Consider the following 20048-nt stretch of genomic DNA (forward strand, 5'->3'; position numbering starts at 1 on the left):
CAGGCTCAACAACTGGTTCAGGCTCAACAACTGGTTCAGGCTCAACAACTGGTTCAGGCTCAACAACTGGTTCAGGCATAGCACTAGTCATTGACTGTGCTAAATTGTCATTATAATCAATACCGCTTTGCAGCTCATCGTGACTTGGTGTCTGATAATCAGCATTATAAAGCTCTGGCGGCGGTGCTGACGCTTCATGTGCAACAGCATCTGGAGCTGATGTAGAAGATACTGGTTCTATAGCTGGTACTTTGGTAGCAGACCCATCACTATCATAAGTATTGCTCAAGACTTCATCGACTGGTAATGGACGAAACGCCAGTAAACGCAAAATGCACATCTCAAGCGCTTGCATCGGTGTACTTGCCAACTTAACACCTTCACGGGCTTGTACAACAATCTCATAATACAGCTGCAGGACATCAGGGCTAATATGCTGAGCTAGCGTATAAATATCTTTTGCTTGCGCCTCATTGACATTGAGAGCCACCTCAGGCAACAGTTGGGTCAATGCCAACTGATGTAACAGCTCAGCGAGCCCATCAAACATACTAGTCGCATCGACCATTTGCGCGCGCATTTGTTCAATATGAGCAGCAACCGCCGACTTATCATGATTATAAATATCTGTGATTAGACGCACTAAGTCAGCGGCATCAATGAGGCCAAGCATTGCGTTGACAGTCGCATCATCCAGTGCGCCTTGACCAAAAGCAATGGCTTGATCGGTCAATGATAGCGCATCACGTACAGAACCCTTGGCTGCACTTGCCAACTGCCAAATGGCTGGCTGAGTATAGCCTACCTGCTCTTTGGTCAAGATATTTGCCAAGTGCTCGCTAAGTAACGTTTGAGGTAATGGTCGCAGTACAAACTGCAAGCAGCGCGAAATAATCGTAATTGGTAGCTTTTGTGGATCAGTCGTCGCTAATAAAAACTTCACATGTTCAGGTGGCTCTTCTAACGTTTTTAATAGCGCGTTAAAGCTGTGCGTAGACAGCATATGTACTTCATCAATCAGATAGACCTTATAACGCCCTTGGCTTGGCGCATAAGGCACATTGTCTAATAGCTCACGCGTGTCTTCGACCTTGGTACGAGATGCGGCATCAATCTCGATAAGATCAATGAAACGCCCCTGATCAATAGCAACGCAGTTATCACATACACCGCAAGGAGTACTAGTAATACCAGTATCACAGTTCAAGCATTTAGATAAAATACGCGCAATCGTTGTCTTACCCACACCGCGCGTACCTGTAAACAGATAGGCATGATGCAAACGATTATAATCAATCGCATTAATTAGCGCTTGAGACACATGCGTCTGCCCAATCAGCTCGTGAAAGTTTTTTGGTCGGTATTTGCGAGCTAAAACTTGATATTGCTGCGTCATAAGAAATGCCAATGTAAATAATACAAATATAAAGGAAGCGTCGGGTTAGTGAATCGTACTATGTTTAGGTTATAACTGAGCTTGAAGTTGAGCCAAACGGTCATATAAGCGTTGAGTGCTTTCATCAATCAATGAGCCTGCTTGATGAAATATATCCAGATAAACCTCAGTATTTACACTGTTTTCGCATGGCCTAAACTCTACGCCCAGTAAAAACAAATCATCCATTACTGGCTCTTGTAACTGGACATTGATATCTGACAATAAATCTTTATAAGAGAGCCGAACATTCTCTGCGCTTAGCGAACTGCTATCGTCTTGCGCATAAAACACCATGAGATAATGGCGTCCAAATACATGATAAGAATGCTCATGACGGACATAACCATTCCAGCGCGAGTCTTGATCCATGGTTCTATAAGCTAAGATTTTTTCTACTAGACATGCATAGGTATACATTGACTCATCTACCAAAATATCAATCTGCTTATTTGGTAAAGGTCTACCCGCTTCATAATAACGCTCAAGCACACTGTTGAATAGCTTGAACCACATTCCAGTATTTTTTTGCATCTCAGCCATTAAGGCATCGGCATACACGGTCTGATTCGGCTCTACTGCTTTAAGTAAGCGTAATTCAACTTGCTCAATTAACTCGTTATCAATTAGCTGTTCTTGTACCCTAATCGCTCTTTGGTGAAAGTCAGGTGATTGTAGAAACTGTTTAAGCAATGTCGATTCGTTTTGAAATGATGCAAAGCTAGATAGTTGACGACGATGGAAGTCTAAAAAGGTTGTCAAATCACTTGGAGTAACCAACTGATTGAGGATATCAACGAAGTTTTGATGACTAAAGACTTGTAAGATATTTTGCTCATCATCTAAGTCTAAAACACAATCCTCTGCAAAAAACCGACTGCCATATTCGTAGCCAACTGCATAAGATGAATGGCCCGACTGATCGTCTTGATGATTAATAGACAATGACGTCAAGCCAATAAAATAAACTGCTTTATCAGTTGTCGCGGCACTTCTATCTACAACTAGGCTATCGTTTTTTTGATAAATCTGAGCGTGGCGTTTGATGAGTTGGTTAACAACTTCTTTTCTCCACTCACGAACTCTAGGATTATCCACTTCTTGTCTATTCGCTTGCATCACAACCGTATTGACGAGCAGATAAATAGTAGCGCCAGAAAACTCAAAAACAAAATCATGACCCTGAAAATGATCAGAGTCAGTGATTTTGTCATCAGGCAACTCATACAATGATAAAAAACATTGCTGAATCATTTTTTGCCATGGCGCATGTGATGCTTGCTGAATATCCATAATACCTCTATAAACGATATTTCACAAAAAAGCTGATACCCATTCTGTGAAAATGAGCAAAAGCTTTTTATGCTGAGTTAAGTATCAGTTTGGATTTATAGCAAGCAAATCCACCTTAGCTATCTTGTTTGCGGCGCATATGCGGGAACAAGATCACATCACGGATACTAGCAGAGTCGGTAAATAGCATTACTAGACGGTCAATACCAATACCCTCACCGGCTGTCGGTGGCAAACCATAAGACAATGCTTCGATATACTCTTCATCGAAATGCATAGCTTCATCATCGCCCGCGTCTTTTTCAGCAACCTGACCACGGAAACGCTCGGCTTGGTCTGCTGGGTCATTAAGCTCACTGAAGCCATTAGCCAACTCACGACCACCAACGAACAGCTCAAAGCGATCGGTAATCTCAGGATTGTCATCACTACGACGCGCTAGTGGCGAGGTCTCAGCTGGGTACTCAGTGATGAACGTTGGCTGACGTAATTGATGCTCAGCCGTTTCTTCAAAGATAATCGTTTGTAGTTTACCCACACCGAACACATCTTTGACTTGTTGCTTAAGTGTCGTAGATGCATATTCTGCTAGGTATTCACGATCATTGATACGTGTCATGTCAAAGTTTTCAGCATATTTTGCAATCGCATCAGACATTGATAGACGAGCAAATGGTGCTTTTAGGCTAATGGCTTCCTCTTGATAAGTCAGCTCTGTTGTACCCAACACATCTATTGCTAACTGATTAAACAGACGCTCAGTCAAATCCATCAGGTCATGATAATCAGCGTAGGCTTGATAGAACTCAATCATGGTAAATTCTGGGTTATGACGGGTTGAAACCCCTTCATTACGGAAACTACGGTTAATCTCAAATACGCGCTCGAACCCGCCAACGACCAGACGCTTAAGATAAAGCTCAGGCGCGATACGTAGATATAAAGGCATGTCTAATGCATTATGATGTGTCTCAAACGGACGAGCTACTGCGCCGCCTGGTATCGGATGCATCATTGGCGTTTCAACTTCCATAAAACGTTCATTAAGCATAAATTGACGAATACCACTAACGATCTGACTACGAACCATAAAGGTATTGCGAGTCGTCTCATTGGTCATCAAATCAAGATGACGATTACGATAGCGCGCTTCGACATCAGCCAAACCATGGAACTTGTTTGGCATTGGACGTAGTGATTTGGTCAGTAGCGTAATTTCTTCAATATGCACATACAAATCGCCTTTACCTGAGCGACCGATATAGCCTGATACACCAACGATGTCACCCAAATCTAGTGATTTGATGCTCGCACGCGTTTCCTCATCAAGCTCTTTACGTGCTACATATAACTGAATACGGCCTGTCATGTCTTGGATCACGATAAACGAACCACGGTTAAGCATGACTCGACCTGCCACGTTGACCTGTGTTTTTTCACCATTCGCTGCTTTTTCTTCAATTTCCTGCTTTGAGACACCATCAAAAGCCGTCTGTAAGTCTTGCGCATAATCAGTGCGTTTGAACGTATTAGGATACGGCTGTTTACCTGAAGCACTGATATCATCTAGCTTGGCTTGCAGTTGTGCGATTAGCTCGTTAGCATCTTCTACGACTGGGGTTTGATCTTGGTTCTGATTATTGTGCTTTGACATAACACTCTCAATATTTTTAGGTAATTAAATGGATAAACGAAAACAGAAAAATTAAATCAATACTTATTATTATAAGAACAGACATGGTGATAAAAACGATAAAACTACTGGTACTCTTAAAGACTAGCTACTAGTCATTGCCACCGATACTGGCCATCAAATCAGCCTGATGCTCACGCAGTAGTGCATCAAGAATCTCGTCCAAGTCGCCTTCCATAATGGAATCAAGCTTGTATAAGGTAAGGTTGATACGGTGATCGGTCATACGACCTTGTGGAAAATTATAGGTACGGATACGCTCAGAGCGATCGCCACTACCGACCAAGTCACGACGTATAGAGTCCGCCACATCGACCTGTGCTTGCACTTTGGCTTGTTGAATTTTAGAGACCAGCATTTTCATAGCATGCGCACGGTTTTTGTGTTGGCTACGCTCTTGCTGACACTCTACCACGGTACCTGTCGGAATGTGTGTCAAACGTACGGCAGAGTCAGTCGTGTTCACGTGCTGACCACCAGCGCCGCTTGAGCGGAAAGTATCCATTTTGATATCAGCAGGATTGATATCGACGGTATCATCAATCTCAACTTCCGGCATGACCGCAACCGTACAAGCTGACGTATGCACACGACCTTGGCTCTCGGTTTCAGGGACACGCTGTACGCGGTGAGCGCCTGATTCAAACTTTAGACGACCATATACACTATTGCCAGATACACGAGTGATGATTTCTTTATAACCGCCATGCTCACCTTCATTTGCAGAGAGCACTTCTAGTGTCCAGCCTTGGCTCTGCGCGTATTTTTGGTACATACGGAACAAGTCACCAGAGAAAATCGCTGCTTCATCGCCACCTGTCCCTGCACGAATCTCTAAAAATGCTGGTACTTTATCGTTAGGATCTTTTGGTAGCATCATCAGATTAAGCGCTTCTTCCATCTCTACGATGGTATCACGCGCACTCTCAATCTCATCGATCATCATCTCTTTCATGTCAGGATCTGTTGCATCGGCTAGCATCGCTTCTGCATCAGCCTGATCCGTTTCTGCACCCACGTAGTTTTGCCACAGCGTCGTGATCTCCATCAAGTCGCTGTGCTCAACAGACAATTCACGGAACTTATTATTATCACTAATGACACTAGGATCTGATAATAAAGCGGTGACCTCTTCATAACGGTCTACCATCTGGTCTAAACGCAGGCGTAAGGATTCTTTCATAAAAGGACTTTTAATTAGATAAGAGGAATAAGCTCGTGATTATAGCAAATTTTTTGGGGTAAATTAAAACCTCTAATCATTCTTGTTGATATTGTCGGTAATCTCGATGTTATCTTCTCCAACATCTCTGTTTATATTTAGATGTCACAGCTTAATTTCAATAGCAAAAACAACAGACAAAAAAATAGCTAAGAATATTCTTAGCTATTTTTATCAAAACAAGTAGTCAAAGTATTAGACCTTGCGAACTAAGACCGATCCAATAGAGTAACCTGCACCAAATGAGCAAATAACGCCCAGATCGCCTGATACTAAGTCATCTTTGTGGCGATGGAATACAATCATAGGACTCGCTGAGCTAGTATTGGCAAATTCAGCAATAACACTCGGAGCAATCGATTTATCGGCATCTTTACCAACCACGGTACGTAGAATCAAATCCAACATATTGGCATTGGCTTGATGCAACCACATCATCTTAACATCAGATGTTGGGATGTCGTTTTCTTGCAAGTGCTCAGTGATAATCTCTGACACTTTCGGACAGACTTCACGGAATACTTTACGACCGTTTTGCAAAAACAGCTTGTCAGTGACCGGTGCTTTGATATCTGGATACATTTCAGTCTGTGCTGCTAGATACTCTGAGCGATCCATAAAGCCATATTCGTTTTTAATGTTGGTCGAAAACTGAGTAAATAGCTTAGAGTTTAGAATCTCATAACCTTTTGGCGTATCTAATTCTTCAACGATAGAAGCAGTCGCTACATCACCGAAGATAAAGTGGCTGTCACGGTTGCGCCAGTTTAGATGCGCTGAGGTAATCTCAACGTTGACCACAGCAATACGCTTGGCCAAACCAGAGATGATAGAACCATGTGCTTGTGACAGACCAAACGTCGCCGCACTACACGCAACGTTCATATCATAAGCAAAGCCGCCAATCATACCAATTTCGTTTTGGATTTCGATAGCAACCGCAGGATAAGTACGTTGGAAGTTTGAGCAAGCAAGGATGATACCATCTAAGTCGTTGGCCTCAAGTCCAGCATCAGCCAAAGCGTCTCTCAGTGCTGCTGCACCCATTTCGGCCATGACTGACAACTCTTCGCCCAAGTTGCGGTAAGGGATAACTGGCGCCATGATTTCAGTATTTAAGATACCTTCTTTTTCCATCACATAACGTGATTTGATACCAGATACTTTTTCGATGAAAGCAGCTGAAGAAGGCTCAAGTGCCGTCACTGTCTCTGCAGCTATCTCTTCAGCATGTTCGGTATTATAGTTTTCAACATACTGGTTAAATGACTCAACTAGCTCTTCGTTACTAATGCTGTAAGGTGGGATATAAAGACCAGTGCCTGTGATACAAGTCGTCATGATAAGCTTCCTTGTCTACTACTGTGGTGCTTGGAATAAGCATAAAAGTGGAAAAATAATAGCCATTCAAATTCAGTGAATAACTGTAAACTTAAAATCAGTGTGTTTATTATGCCTGAATATTATAATTTTTCTAATACTTTGTTACAAATAATCTGTTTCTTGCCATAAATTAGCAAAGACTGCCGTCCTTTTTCGATAGCTACGTTATAATTAGCATCATTTTGGTCTGTACTATTCATCGAACTATCTTGATTATTCAGAATATTGATACGCGCTCATATTTAGGAATACTAATGGCAGAACTTCTCAACTGGTTATTTGGTCAATACGCTGACTACTCTACAATATTCATCATTCTTGAACTGATTGCCGTTGTCTTCGGCGTAGCAAGTGTCTTACTCGCCAGCAAAACCAATATTTTAGTCTTCCCTATCGGTCTGGTCAGCACTGCTATATTTGTGTACCTACTGTGGAAGTGGCAGCTGTTTGGCGATATGTTCATCAATGCTTACTATACCGTGATGAGCTTGTATGGCTGGATTAACTGGTCAAAGAATAAGAAAAACCAGTCTGTTGAGCACAAGCAGTCAAATGCCAATAATGTCCGTATTGAGCATTTGCATGCAGGTGACATCCCGATACTATCTGCTTTGGCAGCAGGAACGATAGCTTTTGTAGGATTGGTTTATTACTTCCGTCCAGTGATTAATAATGGCTTCAGTTTCGATGGTGCGGTACTTGGAATCCATCTATTTACTTGGGTCGATTATACTGACATGCTCACTACTGCTTTATTTTTGATGGCAATGTGGCTCATGGCACGGCGCAAAATCGAGCATTGGATACTCTGGATCATCGCTGATGCGATATCGGTACCACTATACTTCTATAAAGGTTTTACTTTTACCGCGCTACAATATGTAGTCTTCACTCTTATCGCAATCTGGGCATACTATGAATGGCAACGACGCTACCGTGTACAACCTCGAGCAGCATACGCCTAAATCTGTCATCAACGTCGCGGTTTTAGGGGCAGAAAGTACGGGTAAGACGACCTTATGTCGTGATTTGGCCGAGCATTTTGATACTCCTTGGGTGTCAGAATACATGCGCACCTACTTACAGGCAAAGTGGGATGATGAGCAGCTGACTTGTACGTGGGAAGATCTGCTCCCTATCGCACAGGGGCAGGTTACACTAGAGAATACCTTAGCCAAACAAGTCGCTCAGTCGTCTAATGCCAGTCATTATTTGTTTTGCGATACCAGTTTGTTTGAGCTGATGGTTTATTCTTATTGGTATTATGGCGACTGCCCTACGACCCTTGAGCAAGCAGCGTTGGCGCATCACTATGATTTGATATTATTGACTGAGGTTGATACGCCATGGGTGGCTGATGACCTGCGAGACAGTCCACACCAACGCGATGAGATAAGCGACTATTTCGCCAGTCAATTAAGCAAGCATCAAAAACCATTTCAACGCATTAGTGGCGATAGAAAAGCGCGCGTTCAGCAAGTAGTAGCGCAGCTCGCTAATATAGATAATATATCGCCTGACTAAAGCTAAATAGCTATACCCAAAAAATTATTCATATTTGTGTCTTTAAGACGTTCTTGTCTTTAAAACTTTTTTGTATTTGAAACCTAAGAGATACCCATGCTAAAGAAGTTTGAGCTTTATTTAGAAAAAACCATATTTAATAGCCGCTGGATACTGGCGCCTTTTTATCTAGGATTAGTGCTAGGCATTATTTTATTATTTATTAAGTTTGTCCAAAAACTATGGCACATGTTTGCTGACATTCTGACGGCTTCTGAAGCCAGTGTGATTGTAGATATATTGGTATTGGTTGATATCTCTCTAGTTGCCAGTTTACTGCTTATCATTATATTCAGTGGCTATGAGATTTTTGTCTCAAAAATCGATACTGGCACCCATGATGATCGTCCTAGCTGGATGGGCAAAGTGGACTTTTCGGGTCTAAAGCTCAAAGTCATCGGAGCGATCGTCGCTATCTCGGCAATTGACCTTTTGAAATCCTTTATGGATATCTCTAGCGGAATGAGTGAACTTGATGCCGACAAACTCATGTGGAAGGTTATTATTCATATGACCTTTGTATTGTCTGGCTTGTTATTCGCTATTATGGATAAAGTCGTTGGCGATACAAAAAAGCATTAACACTTGAAAGTAGTTATCCGAAAATATCAACTTTCGCCCTTTCACTGTTTTTCCATATTTCCTGCACATCTTCTCGTTATGCCCTCTCTATGATGTCTTTTAAAACCACGGTCTGCTATTTCGGCAGCTGTGGATTAAAGGCACTTAGGAGGCGACAACATGCAAAAAACATTATTGACTAAGTTATCCATCATTGTAGGACTTTGTATTGTCTTTTCAATCGGGCTCACTATGATTAGCGATATCATATACGAGAGGCAATACTACGCAGAATCAGTGATAAAAGAAATCACACAGCAGCATGTCAATCCACAAGAAGTGATTAATCCATTTATCGCTATTCCCACGACAGTCACACCGGCATGTCAGTCAAATGCATCTGATACACCAAATATAAAGAGCAAATGCGAACCGTCATACTCGAAAATTGAGACGATTTTTGCCTCTCAGACGCAAGCTGCACAAGACCTAAAAGTGAACACAGACACTTATAAACGCGGTATTTATAGCGCTACTAGCTATGATGGTCAGCTGACATTCGATCAGAGTTATACCTTTGCTGAGACTTTAGAAAATTTAGATCAGATTGGCACTACAATTGACAATGATACAGATAAGACACAGCTAGCCAAAACCATTACCCACTGGAACAAGGCAAAACTTATCATTCCTGTGTCTGATTTGCGCGGTGTCGCCACCCTGCCTACTGTCACAATTAATCAAAAGTCGATTGCAGCAAACTATCCGCAGATACCAATGATAGAGAACTTAAGCTATGTCGAAGTAGATATTCCTGAAGACGTATTGGAGCAATTAATCAATCCTACTAGCCAGCAGAATAAAGAACCTCGTGTTGTCGCAGGCTCAAAGGATACAAATTTAGATAAATCAGGGGTAAGTAGCCAGTTACCCAACCTTAAAGACAATCAAGCACTCAATATTGTGATCGACTTGCCGTTAGCTGGCATTAGCGATTTAACGACTGTCCCAACTGGGCAGAACTTTACTCTATCTATGCACAGTGACTGGCAGACACCAAACTTTATCGGTAAAGCATTACCAAACACTAAGAACATTATGAATAAAGGATTCGATGCCAGTTGGCAAAATCAGTATTTAACCGTTGCAAATAATCAGTACCTCTCTCAATGTCTCAGCGTGCCTAACCATCAATGTACTGTCATAAGTGAATCAACGCTCAATATCGATAGTCATTCGTACAATCCTGATTCGCTTGAGGCATCAAGAGGTCTGACGACAGACAGTACAGCAGTAGCTGGTAGTAATCAAAGTGTTCTGCTAAACAGCTTTGGCGTTAGTTTTGCAAGCCCCAACGATGTCTATCTACAAACTGAAAGAGCCATGAAGTACGCCTTGTTATTAATGTTGGTATCGTTTGGCACTTTCTTTTTATTTGAAGTGCTCAAATCAAGTCGTATTCACCCTATTCAGTATCTGCTCGTCGGCTGCGCACTATTTGTCTTTTATGTCTTATTACTACCACTTGCAGAACAAATCGCATTTTGGCAAGCCTATATGGTAGCGGCCAGTGCTTGTGTTGGGCTTATTGGCTGGTATAGCTATTATGTATTTGGCGGTTTAAAACGGGCAGTAATCTTTACCGCGACACTTGCTGGGCTATATGCTGCGTTTTTCGGTATTTTAAGTACAGAAGATCTCAATCTATTACTGGGTGCGATATTCTGCTTTGTGATACTTGCCTGCGTGATGGTGATGACTCGCAAACTTGACTGGTACAAAGTGACATAAATGATGAGAGCCATGCGCTGTATAAAGAAAGTCAGACAAACTGTCAGTAAATGAGAGGTTTTTATCTGATAATTTGAAAAAAATTGGCTGCCTTAGCTTATTAACTGAGCTAAGGCAGCCAAGTAGTCATATTATTTGACGATATGATTGTTTAACGCTTTAGCCCAATTATTGCAATTATCCTCGCAGCGCGGGCAACACTGATTGGGGTCAGAGATTTCATCAACGTAACCGCAATACATACAAGCATAATAAACACCTGCTTCTACTTGCTCGACCGGTCGGTATTGCTTGGGGAAAAGCGGCATCCCGTAGTCTGTTTTTTCAGAGGTGTGCAATAAAATACTAAAATTGCCATCAGCTTCGAGCAAACCAGTACGCACTTGACCTAAATGCTCAACCCCTTGTTGGCGCATTTCAGCAAAAAACTCATCGTGTGACATTTCACCTTTTTTGATTTTATCAAGCACCAGCATGCCATCTTCTACAATATACATTGAGCGCCCCTCTAGCAGGTCTTCAAAAGGCTGAAATTTCATCATCGCCCAAGTACAAAGCCTATAGAGCGAAATGACAGTACCCATGATTAATACCGCTTGAATGATGGGCAGGTCTTCGGTGAACATGGGATCACCTGCGATAGAGCCTAACGATAAAATGATGGTTAACTCAAAAATAGAAAGCTGACGAACGCCGCGCTTACCAGTGAATCGCAAAAATGTGATAATTAATACAAACATTACAGTGACACGTATTAAAATTTCTACGGCAAACCACCAAGTTGTGTCATGAATAAAAATACTTGCCCAATTCATACTATCTTTCCTATTTATTTATCTAATTATTGTGTTTCATGAGTGTTGTTCTAATAGTTCATTTGACGCGAAGCACATCATCCCTATTTTTAGACCTTATCGTCAATACAACTATCGTTATTCTGATTTAAAAGAGACTTTTTGCCATAAGTACGACAAAATATCCTGTCTTGTGAAATGGCTATAGATTAGATTAATCAGTTATAAATCTATTATCTTTGCTAAGAATAAACGTTCGTTATAACAGCGTATCTTAAGACCTAAAACTAAAATCCTATGTTTGCCTGTTTTGTGCCATTTATTCATTGTAGGAATTACTTTTGAAAGCCACGATTTATACCATTATTGCGTTAATCGCCTTTGCCGCAAACTCTCTGTTTTGCCGAATGGCATTGGCAGAAGGCTATATCGACGCTTGGAGCTTTACCATCATCAGGCTAGTGAGTGCGACGGCCTGTCTAGGCATTATCATGGCTATACATGCTTACAGACTGCGACGCCAAACGTCTAATCATGACGAATCTACTGTCCACGCTATATTAAATGACAAAGGCAGTTGGTTAAGTAGTCTCAGCTTGGTGATTTATGCGCTGTGCTTTTCAATTGCGTATGTAGAGCTGGATACTAGCACTGGGGCATTGATTTTGTTTTCAGCGGTTCAGCTGACGATGATTGGCTGGGGTATCTATAAAAAAGAACAGCTCAGCGCGCTACAATGGTTAGCGTTTGTCGTTGCAGTGGCGGGGTTTGTATATCTGATGTTGCCATCCGCTGCCATACCGTCACCATTGGCTGCAGCGTTAATGGCTATGAGCGGCATAGCTTGGGGAGTATATAGTATACGCGGCAAATCATGTGTCTCACCGCTGCGAGCGACAGGGTTTAATTTTGTGCGTAGTTTAGTCGCTGTGCCTATACTACTACTGGTAGGTATGACGTATCTAGATGACTTAGGTTTGAAAAATATCAATTTGGATGGTATTACCATTGAAGGTGTACTACTCGCCTGTGCATCCGGAGCGATCGCCTCAGGGTTGGGCTATAGTATCTGGTATACAGCGATGCCACTATTGAAAAACACACAAGCCGCTATCGTTCAGCTATGTGTCCCTGTGATTGCTGCGTTGCTAGGTGTGATATTTTTATCTGAGCAGTTAACTATGCCCTTTATTATCGCAAGTACGGTCATTTTGGGTGCGGTCTTGGTGTTTACCTTAAATAAAAAAGTAACGGTATAAAATAATGCTATTAACAACCTATCATTAGCTAAACTGCTCAGAAAAAGTTCCAGCTTATGATTCTACCAGACAACATAAAACGCCCCGACTCTTATAAATCGAGGCGTTTTATATTCGAGTTATTATTTTAATATTGCTAGTCTACGGTCAACAGTCGTTGAACAACAGCATTTAAGCAACAGTAACTTCTAGACGAGTATCGACATTGCCGCGAGTAGCATTAGAATACGGGCACACCTGATGCGTAGCTTCGATCAACTGCTGCGCCTGCGCTTCATCAATACCTGATACTTCTACAGACAGCTCTATCTCTAGGTTGTAGCTACCGTCAGCTTTCATACCGATACCTACTTGCGCAGAGGTTTTTGAAGCGGTAACAGGCAATTTCATGTGCTGTGCAGTCATGCTCAAAGCGCTATCAAAACAAGCCGCGTAACCCATGGCAAAAAGCTGTTCTGGATTCACGCCTTCTTTGTCTTGCTCTTGAAAAGATACCAAGTCAAATCCTAAAGAACCATCGTCTAATCCAGTATGGCCAGAACGTCCACCAGTAGCGGTTGCACGCGTTTTATAAAATATTTTCATGAGTAATTATTCCTTGTTTCATATTATTAGAGGTCGTACTTACGCTGTTGCGATGAGATTATTATAGAATCCTCTGCATTTATACGTTAGAACAAACCTCTATAACTCTTGCCTAATCCTACAAATATTTATACTATCAGGCAACTCTATAAAATAAGCACTCGTGATGAATCAAACGACTATTGACCAACTTTTAGCAGTACTACCTAGAAATAAAACCATCGAATCTGCTGTTTCAGGTTTGTTCTTTTACTGCGCGGACAAACCAAGCAAAGCCGTAAGCTATATTCAAGAGCCAAGTATTTGTATTGTACTGCAAGGTGAACGAGAGATTTACTTGGGTGCTGACTGTCAAAGGTTTGACAATAGTAACTTGATGTTCTGTCCCGTTAATATACCGCTAAGTATGCATATTAAACACGCTTCGATAAAAAACCCTGTCATTGTTTTATCAATGAAATTAGATTTAGCTATGATTAGAGACGTCTTATCACAAATACCCACGACACAACCAATGACAGGTAGTCATTTAGGGATAAAGTGGCACTTAGATGACACCATAATGGACGCATTTGAGCGATTGATACGCTTGCTTGATTATCCAAACGATATTAATTTTCTGTCTTCTTTAATTCAACAAGAAATATACTATCGCCTACTCTTGGCTGAACAAGGCAACAAACTTAAGCAATTGGTCGTTAGCGGTAGCCATACACACCGCATTGCCCAAGCGACTGACTGGATAAAGGCACATCTGGATGAACCTATCATGGTTGAGAGCTTGGCTAGTAGATGCGGCATGAGTGTCTCAGGGTTTCATCAGCACTTTAAAGAAATAACCCAGCTGAGTCCGCTACAGTATCAAAAAAGCTTACGTTTAATGGAAGCTAGGCGCTTAATTAAGATGCATGGGACGCAAATATCACAAGTAGCAATGCAAGTAGGCTACGAAAGCCCTAGTCAGTTCAGCCGAGAATATAAGCGATTTTTTGGTGTGAGCCCGAGTAGTGAGTTGTAGTTATAATTTTATTTTTTAATAAAAAAAATTTTTTGCTTAGGCTATTTACTATTATATTTACGAAAGCATTCCTTAAAAAATATCATTTTTAAGTTGAATAATTTGCGGAGTATTTTAAATAAATAGAAAAATTGGTTGACGTGACTATATATTCGTATTATAACATATTGTGTATATTTAAAATAATGAATGTATAGGAGCAGCTTTACTCTGCGTACGATCGATGTAAAGCGATCAATAGAAAGCTTAGGGAGGAGATAACATGATTCGTTTAAGCTACACTCTCAAATGCTGGGCACTTGGCATCACGTTTTTTACAGTGTTCTACTTTATGGTAGTCATGAGTGACCCTGGCTTTAGCAAGTACATTTATATGTTAGCTTTTAGCACCTTGCTATTCCCTATTGCTAAGCGTGCCGTCGATGTCATGACCGATTTTTTCGCACCAGATATTGAATTGTTCAATGGATTGCTACCATCACTTTTAATCAATATTGCGATTTGGATGCTTACTCCATTTATCGTCGCATTAACCGTGATTGCCTATGTACTTTATAGCATGGGTGTACTGACAGAAAAGATTAGCCATTAGATATTATACAAATAGAAAGGCTAGATTAGTGCTTGCTAACTTAAACTTTCTATTTGTGCATTAAAGTTCTAAACAAATACCTGATAAGATCTTTTATATCACGTCTCAATCCGCTCACTATATGTAATATGGATTTTTAAATGCTTACTTACTAACTTCATTTCCTCATATATTTCCCGTGTATGAGACTTTCTCTGTAATGTGTCTGAAGAGTTTTTTATAACGAGATAAGAAATCAAATTCAAACTACGGCAACCTTCAATAAGATTTGATTCGCTTGGCATTCTCAATATTTTTGCAAAAACACTATAAAGTAAAATAGCTTGTTTCTTTGCCAAAATCATTGAAGATAATCTTATAACTTCGTTTTGTACATCCTTGTTGACATTATCATTTATAAAGCCAGATTGTTCTCGAAGGAATAGAGATGAAACTTCTCCAAGTATTTCTTTTAACCCTACTATGGGTTCTAAAATCAACTTTAAAGTAAACTGACCTATGACAAAAATTGTGACACCTGCAATTATAGTTAGAAACATTTTATAAACCTCACAATTAAAGAGAATTATATACAACCTTCTAACTCACCTTGTCCCACATTTTGCTTAGACGCTTGGGCGACACTGCCATACGAGTTTTCATAGGCTGGGCAAACAATTGGATACGATATTCCTCCACCATCCAACGATACTCACTGATGGCTTCTTTGTCCGCACGTCCTGCTAGCCGCTCCATATGCAAGTCAAGCGCGTAGACGCCATCAAGGTCAGCGTCGAGGTTATGCTCCAGACGCTCTAGTCGAATCTGTAGCGCTTCAAGATAGCGTGGGTACTGTTGCCAGTGGCTATAGTCCATCCGATAGACAAAATCAGCCAAATGTAAGTCTTCTAGCTGATCTTCGATATCATCGATAGACTCACCAAATATCTCGCGATCTAGCATCAGTAGTCCTTGGCGAATACGTTGCCAACGAGTATAAACATTCTTAAGCGTTTTGATAACGCTTTGACCAGTTAATAAAAAGTTATTCACTACCACTTCGAGAGTCTGGGCATACTCTTCAGAGGTAAACGGTAGCTCTTCGCTCAATCCGACTGCAATATCATCGGCGCTTTCTGGTAAATTTTCAGCATGATCAAATAAGACGTAGTGCTCTTCGAGAGCCGCGTCTAACGCAGCATCTATAACGATCGTTTTGAGTTTATCCATGTCGCCAAGTGGCGCAAATGCCAGTTTAAATATACTGTCGATTTGGCTCGTTAACTGCTTTTTCTTTGCACCAAGTTTTCCTTTGATTAAAGTCAGCACCCCGATGCGATGTGCTTGAAGTGCTGCATTGACATCAGTGTATTGATGAATCGATACAGCTTCTCCCGCTTCATCAGCGACAAGCGCTGCAAACTGTTTCATCACCACACCTGCGCTATGATGATTTTTGCTAAAAGCAAAATGCTCAGGGAACTCAGTATGCACGCCTTGCTGCTCATTTACCGCTTGACTGGTTTCAGATGCATGACGAATCTGTAGAGTTTGCAGGTCACGGCCTTTTTCGATGATACGGTTTTTCTCATCGACCACGCAGATTTGTGGCTGCAAATAGCGATCAATCGTAGATGGATTGAAGTTCTCTGGCGTCACCGACATAATGCCGCGACGATGCAATGCCTGACACAGCTGCTTCAGCAATCCTTGTCCACCCTTTGGCTGCAACTCATCAAACAAACTGTCTGCGGTATTGGGTATCGGTACGATTTGACGACGTATCTCTTTTGGTAGCGACTTGAGCAGCTGCAATACCAATTCATAGCGCCAACCGGGCACGCCCCACAGTAGCTCAATAGCGTCGAGCTGCGGTAATGCGGCAAGCGGTACACGTATGGTCACACCATCATCATCGCTGGCTGGATCAAAGATATAGCGGAGTGGCAGCTTTAGATCGCCCAGCTTCCACACTTCTGGGAAGTCCCCTGTGGTCGGCGCTTGGCTATTAAGTACGTCTTCATCAGTAAAGAATAGATGCTTGGCATCATGTTTCTCCACTTCTGCACGCCAATCTTCAAACGCTTTGCGACTGGCAACGTGCTCAGGAATTTTCTTATCATAGAACTGATACAGCGTCTCTTCATCTACCAATAAATCGCGGCGACGCAGCTTGTCTTCGATACGCTCAACATGAGCAATCTTATCCATGTTATGTTGTAAAAATGGTGCATTGCGACCAAAGTTGCCCGTCACTAAGCCATCACGGATAAAGATCTCTCGTGATTCAACTAAATTAACTTGCTCATAGTTAGTCAGCTGCTTACTAATAATAATCAGCCCAAACAAACTAATCTGTGCGTAAGCTTTGACGCGTCCTGTTTTCTTGGACCAATGTGGTTCGAAATAGTGATATTTCAGCAAGTCACCTGCCGCTGAAATAATCCATTCTGGTTCGATTTTGGCAACAGTACGCATAAAGACTTGTGAAGTCTCCACCATTTCAAACGCCATCACCCAAGGGGGTATTTGTTTAAACACCGTACTGGCTGGGAATATCTTGGCCTTTTGCTGACGCGCAGCCAAATACTCACCGCGGCTTTCAGTCTTATGCGCGATGATAGACAACAAACCCGTCAATAACGCTCTATGCAGATTGGCATATTTGACCGCTTTTAGCTCTTCATCTTCGATCGCTGTCGGATCATTGACAGCCACATTTTTATCAGCAGCTTTTGATTCATTGACATCAGTTAATTTCAGCTCAGTGACCATTTGTACCAATTGACGGTGTGTCTGATGCCATTCACGTACACGTGGGAAGCTTAAATAGTTTTTCTTAGCAAACTGCTTACGCTGATTACCAGACAGTTTATTGCCGTCTTCATCTTTTTCAAACAGCGCCTTCCATAGGCTCAGATAAAACAAAAAGTCAGAGTCGTCTTGACGGAAGACCGCATGCTTTTGATCCGCTTGTGTACGTTTATTGGCAGGACGCTCGCGTGGATCCTGTACAGCAAGCGCGGCCACAACGATCAGCATTTCACGAATACAATCAAAATCAGAACCAGCCACCAGCATACGTGCCAGCCTTGGATCGATTGGCATACGTGCCATTTTCTGACCAGTCGCTGTCAAACGTAGGTGATCAAGCCCTTTTCTCGCTTTTGGCTTGTTAGCTTTGTCTTGAGCAGCAATGTCTTTCTTAGAAGTAATAGCGCCCAATTCATCTAGCAGTTTATGACCATCAGTAACCAATCGGCTATCAGGCGGCTCAATGAATTCAAAGTCATCCACACTACCTAGACGTAGATTGGCCATTTGCAGGATTACTGACGCTAAGTTAGTACGTAAAATCTCAGGCTCAGTAAACTCAGGGCGGCCACTAAAATCTTCTTCACTATAAAGACGAATACAAACACCTGGAGCAACACGCCCACAGCGACCTTTACGCTGATTGGCAGCTGCTTGTGAAATTGCTTCAATCGGTAAACGCTGTACGCGTGAGCGATATGAGTAACGCGAAATCCGCGCAAAACCCAAGTCAATAACATAACGAATACCCGGTACGGTTAATGCGGTCTCAGCAACGTTGGTCGCGATAACAATACGGCGACCTCGACCCGATGGTTGAAAGATACGCTGCTGCTCTTCATAAGTCTGCCGTGCAAACAATGGCAGTACTTCTGTATGGCGAGGGCCATGACGCTCAAGCACTTCCTGCGTCTCACGAATCTCAGCTTCAGTTGCAGCAAATATCAAAATATCAGCCTGATCGGCGTGACCTTTACTCTGCGCGTCGCTAAAGCACTCTTCGACCGCAGCAACCACAGCGCGCGGCAGGTTCTCTTCAAAATCATCGTAGCTGTCATCTTCTGAGCTGTTCACTGGCTCATCTGTCAACGGACGATAACGGACTTCTACTGGAAAGCTACGCCCTTCTACATTAAAAATAGGCGCAGGAACTTGCCGTTTGAGCTTATTGTCATAACGGCTGAAGTATTCACTAAAGCGCTTAGTATCGAGGGTAGCTGACGTAATAATGACTTTTAAATCTGGGCGCTTGGGCAGCATCTTTTTGAGATAACCCATAATAAAATCGATATTTAAGCTACGCTCATGCGCCTCATCGATAATAATCGTATCGTACTTACTCAAAAACCGATCATGACCCAACTCAGCGAGCAGAATACCGTCCGTCATGAGCTTTACAATAGATTGCGCTGTCCCTTGCTCATTAAAGCGAATCTTAAAACTGACCGTATTACCTAATGGCTCACCCAGCTCTTCTGCGATACGGTTTGCCACACTACGAGCAGCCAATCGTCTCGGCTGTGTATGCCCTATCTGCCCTGTAATACCGCGCCCTGCTAGCATTGCAAGCTTAGGCAACTGCGTCGTTTTACCAGAACCCGTCTCACCAGCAACGATAATAACTTGATTATCGATAATCGCTTGTACTAAGTCTTCTGCGCGTTGGCTAACAGGCAGATCCAGATTTAGCTTGGCAGGTAAATCACTTGGAATACTATTGATACGTGCCTGCACAGCTTTTTGAGAACGCATTTTTATTTTCTCGTACTGAGCACGTTTTTTAGCGAGTACATCATCTAGCTTCTTTTCTTGCTCAGAATCATGATTAGATTTTTTATTCTTAGGCACAGCAGCACGTGCCAGCTCACGTTCAAGACGGCTTAAGTAATAGCTATCCTTGGCAAGTACTGGTAGATCCGCCAGTGGTACTGCTGGCTTCTTAGTATCTTGAGTTTCATTTACAGTAGATGTATCTGAATCGCTGTTTTCAGGAATATTGGGCTTAGAAGTATTGGGCATATTTGCTTAGGCTATTTATTATGTAGAATTGGTTAGATTATGGGGGT

The 20048-nt window shown here is 42.0% G+C and carries 16 protein-coding genes; 7 read left to right on the forward strand and 9 right to left on the reverse strand.

The genetic code is table 11. The features are described 5' to 3' along the window. From dnaX to QO187_RS02915, 5 genes are all read right to left on the reverse strand, one after another. On the reverse strand, positions 1 to 1396 hold a 1396-nt coding region (dnaX, locus tag QO187_RS02895), incomplete at its 3' end, for a DNA polymerase III subunit gamma/tau (protein ID WP_371547100.1). 69 nt (positions 1397 to 1465) lie between these two features. Then, positions 1466 to 2728 (reverse strand): hypothetical protein, encoded by a 1263-nt coding sequence (locus QO187_RS02900; protein WP_102093030.1) that lies wholly within the window; start codon positions 2726 to 2728, stop codon positions 1466 to 1468. Between the two features lie 115 nt (positions 2729 to 2843). Continuing rightward, positions 2844 to 4382, reverse strand: a complete 1539-nt coding sequence (gene lysS, locus QO187_RS02905; protein ID WP_102090341.1) for a lysine--tRNA ligase — start codon at positions 4380 to 4382, stop codon at positions 2844 to 2846. 130 nt (positions 4383 to 4512) lie between these two features. Next, the gene (prfA, locus tag QO187_RS02910; protein ID WP_057760300.1) at positions 4513 to 5604 is read right to left on the reverse strand and encodes a peptide chain release factor 1; all 1092 of its coding nucleotides are present in this window, start codon (positions 5602 to 5604) and stop codon (positions 4513 to 4515) included. A 234-nt stretch (positions 5605 to 5838) separates the two neighbouring features. Further along, a complete protein-coding gene (locus QO187_RS02915) occupies positions 5839 to 6984 on the reverse strand; it encodes a beta-ketoacyl-ACP synthase III (RefSeq protein WP_057760302.1) in 1146 nt (381 codons plus the stop codon). 296 nt (positions 6985 to 7280) lie between these two features. Here QO187_RS02915 and pnuC point away from each other — a divergent pair, with 296 nt between their 5' ends. The 4 genes from pnuC to creD all read left to right on the forward strand — a co-directional run bounded on the left by pnuC (position 7281) and on the right by creD (position 10941). Next, positions 7281 to 7991 (forward strand): nicotinamide riboside transporter PnuC, encoded by a 711-nt coding sequence (gene pnuC / locus QO187_RS02920; protein WP_102093029.1) that lies wholly within the window; start codon positions 7281 to 7283, stop codon positions 7989 to 7991. Beyond that, a complete protein-coding gene (locus tag QO187_RS02925; protein ID WP_228153160.1) occupies positions 7963 to 8550 on the forward strand; it encodes an AAA family ATPase in 588 nt (195 codons plus the stop codon). The genes pnuC and QO187_RS02925 overlap by 29 nt, the downstream gene beginning before the upstream one ends. Before the next feature lie 96 nt (positions 8551 to 8646). After that, positions 8647 to 9171, forward strand: a complete 525-nt coding sequence (locus QO187_RS02930) for a TIGR00645 family protein (RefSeq protein WP_102093027.1) — start codon at positions 8647 to 8649, stop codon at positions 9169 to 9171. Positions 9172 to 9330: 159 nt separating this feature from the next. Then, the gene (creD, locus tag QO187_RS02935) at positions 9331 to 10941 is read left to right on the forward strand and encodes a cell envelope integrity protein CreD (RefSeq protein ID WP_102093026.1); all 1611 of its coding nucleotides are present in this window, start codon (positions 9331 to 9333) and stop codon (positions 10939 to 10941) included. A 131-nt stretch (positions 10942 to 11072) separates the two neighbouring features. On the opposite strand, the gene QO187_RS02940 is transcribed toward creD, so the two are convergent. Continuing rightward, positions 11073 to 11756 (reverse strand): DUF421 domain-containing protein, encoded by a 684-nt coding sequence (locus tag QO187_RS02940; protein WP_102093025.1) that lies wholly within the window; start codon positions 11754 to 11756, stop codon positions 11073 to 11075. A 320-nt stretch (positions 11757 to 12076) separates the two neighbouring features. Between QO187_RS02940 and QO187_RS02945 the strand changes: the two genes are divergently transcribed. Then, positions 12077 to 12994: a DMT family transporter gene (locus tag QO187_RS02945; RefSeq protein ID WP_371547109.1), complete on the forward strand. Its 918-nt coding sequence runs from the start codon at positions 12077 to 12079 to the stop codon at positions 12992 to 12994. Positions 12995 to 13165: 171 nt separating this feature from the next. On the opposite strand, the gene QO187_RS02950 is transcribed toward QO187_RS02945, so the two are convergent. Further along, positions 13166 to 13579: an organic hydroperoxide resistance protein gene (locus QO187_RS02950; protein WP_101204365.1), complete on the reverse strand. Its 414-nt coding sequence runs from the start codon at positions 13577 to 13579 to the stop codon at positions 13166 to 13168. Positions 13580 to 13745: 166 nt separating this feature from the next. Here QO187_RS02950 and QO187_RS02955 point away from each other — a divergent pair, with 166 nt between their 5' ends. Then, positions 13746 to 14597, forward strand: a complete 852-nt coding sequence (locus QO187_RS02955) for an AraC family transcriptional regulator N-terminal domain-containing protein (RefSeq protein WP_371547112.1) — start codon at positions 13746 to 13748, stop codon at positions 14595 to 14597. A 262-nt stretch (positions 14598 to 14859) separates the two neighbouring features. Next, the gene (locus QO187_RS02960) at positions 14860 to 15189 is read left to right on the forward strand and encodes a hypothetical protein (protein WP_371547114.1); all 330 of its coding nucleotides are present in this window, start codon (positions 14860 to 14862) and stop codon (positions 15187 to 15189) included. Positions 15190 to 15287: 98 nt separating this feature from the next. On the opposite strand, the gene QO187_RS02965 is transcribed toward QO187_RS02960, so the two are convergent. Together QO187_RS02965 and hrpA are read right to left on the reverse strand one after the other, a co-directional pair. Continuing rightward, complete coding sequence (locus QO187_RS02965; protein ID WP_238052937.1) at positions 15288 to 15728, reverse strand: hypothetical protein; 441 nt, start codon at positions 15726 to 15728, stop codon at positions 15288 to 15290. Positions 15729 to 15768: 40 nt separating this feature from the next. Then, entirely contained in the window at positions 15769 to 20001 is a 4233-nt protein-coding gene (gene hrpA, locus QO187_RS02970) for an ATP-dependent RNA helicase HrpA (RefSeq protein ID WP_371547117.1), read from the reverse strand. Positions 20002 to 20048 lie beyond the last annotated feature (47 nt).

This window comes from Psychrobacter sp. Arc9, from assembly GCF_041431295.1.
In the GTDB taxonomy this organism is placed as follows: Bacteria; Pseudomonadota; Gammaproteobacteria; order Pseudomonadales; family Moraxellaceae; genus Psychrobacter.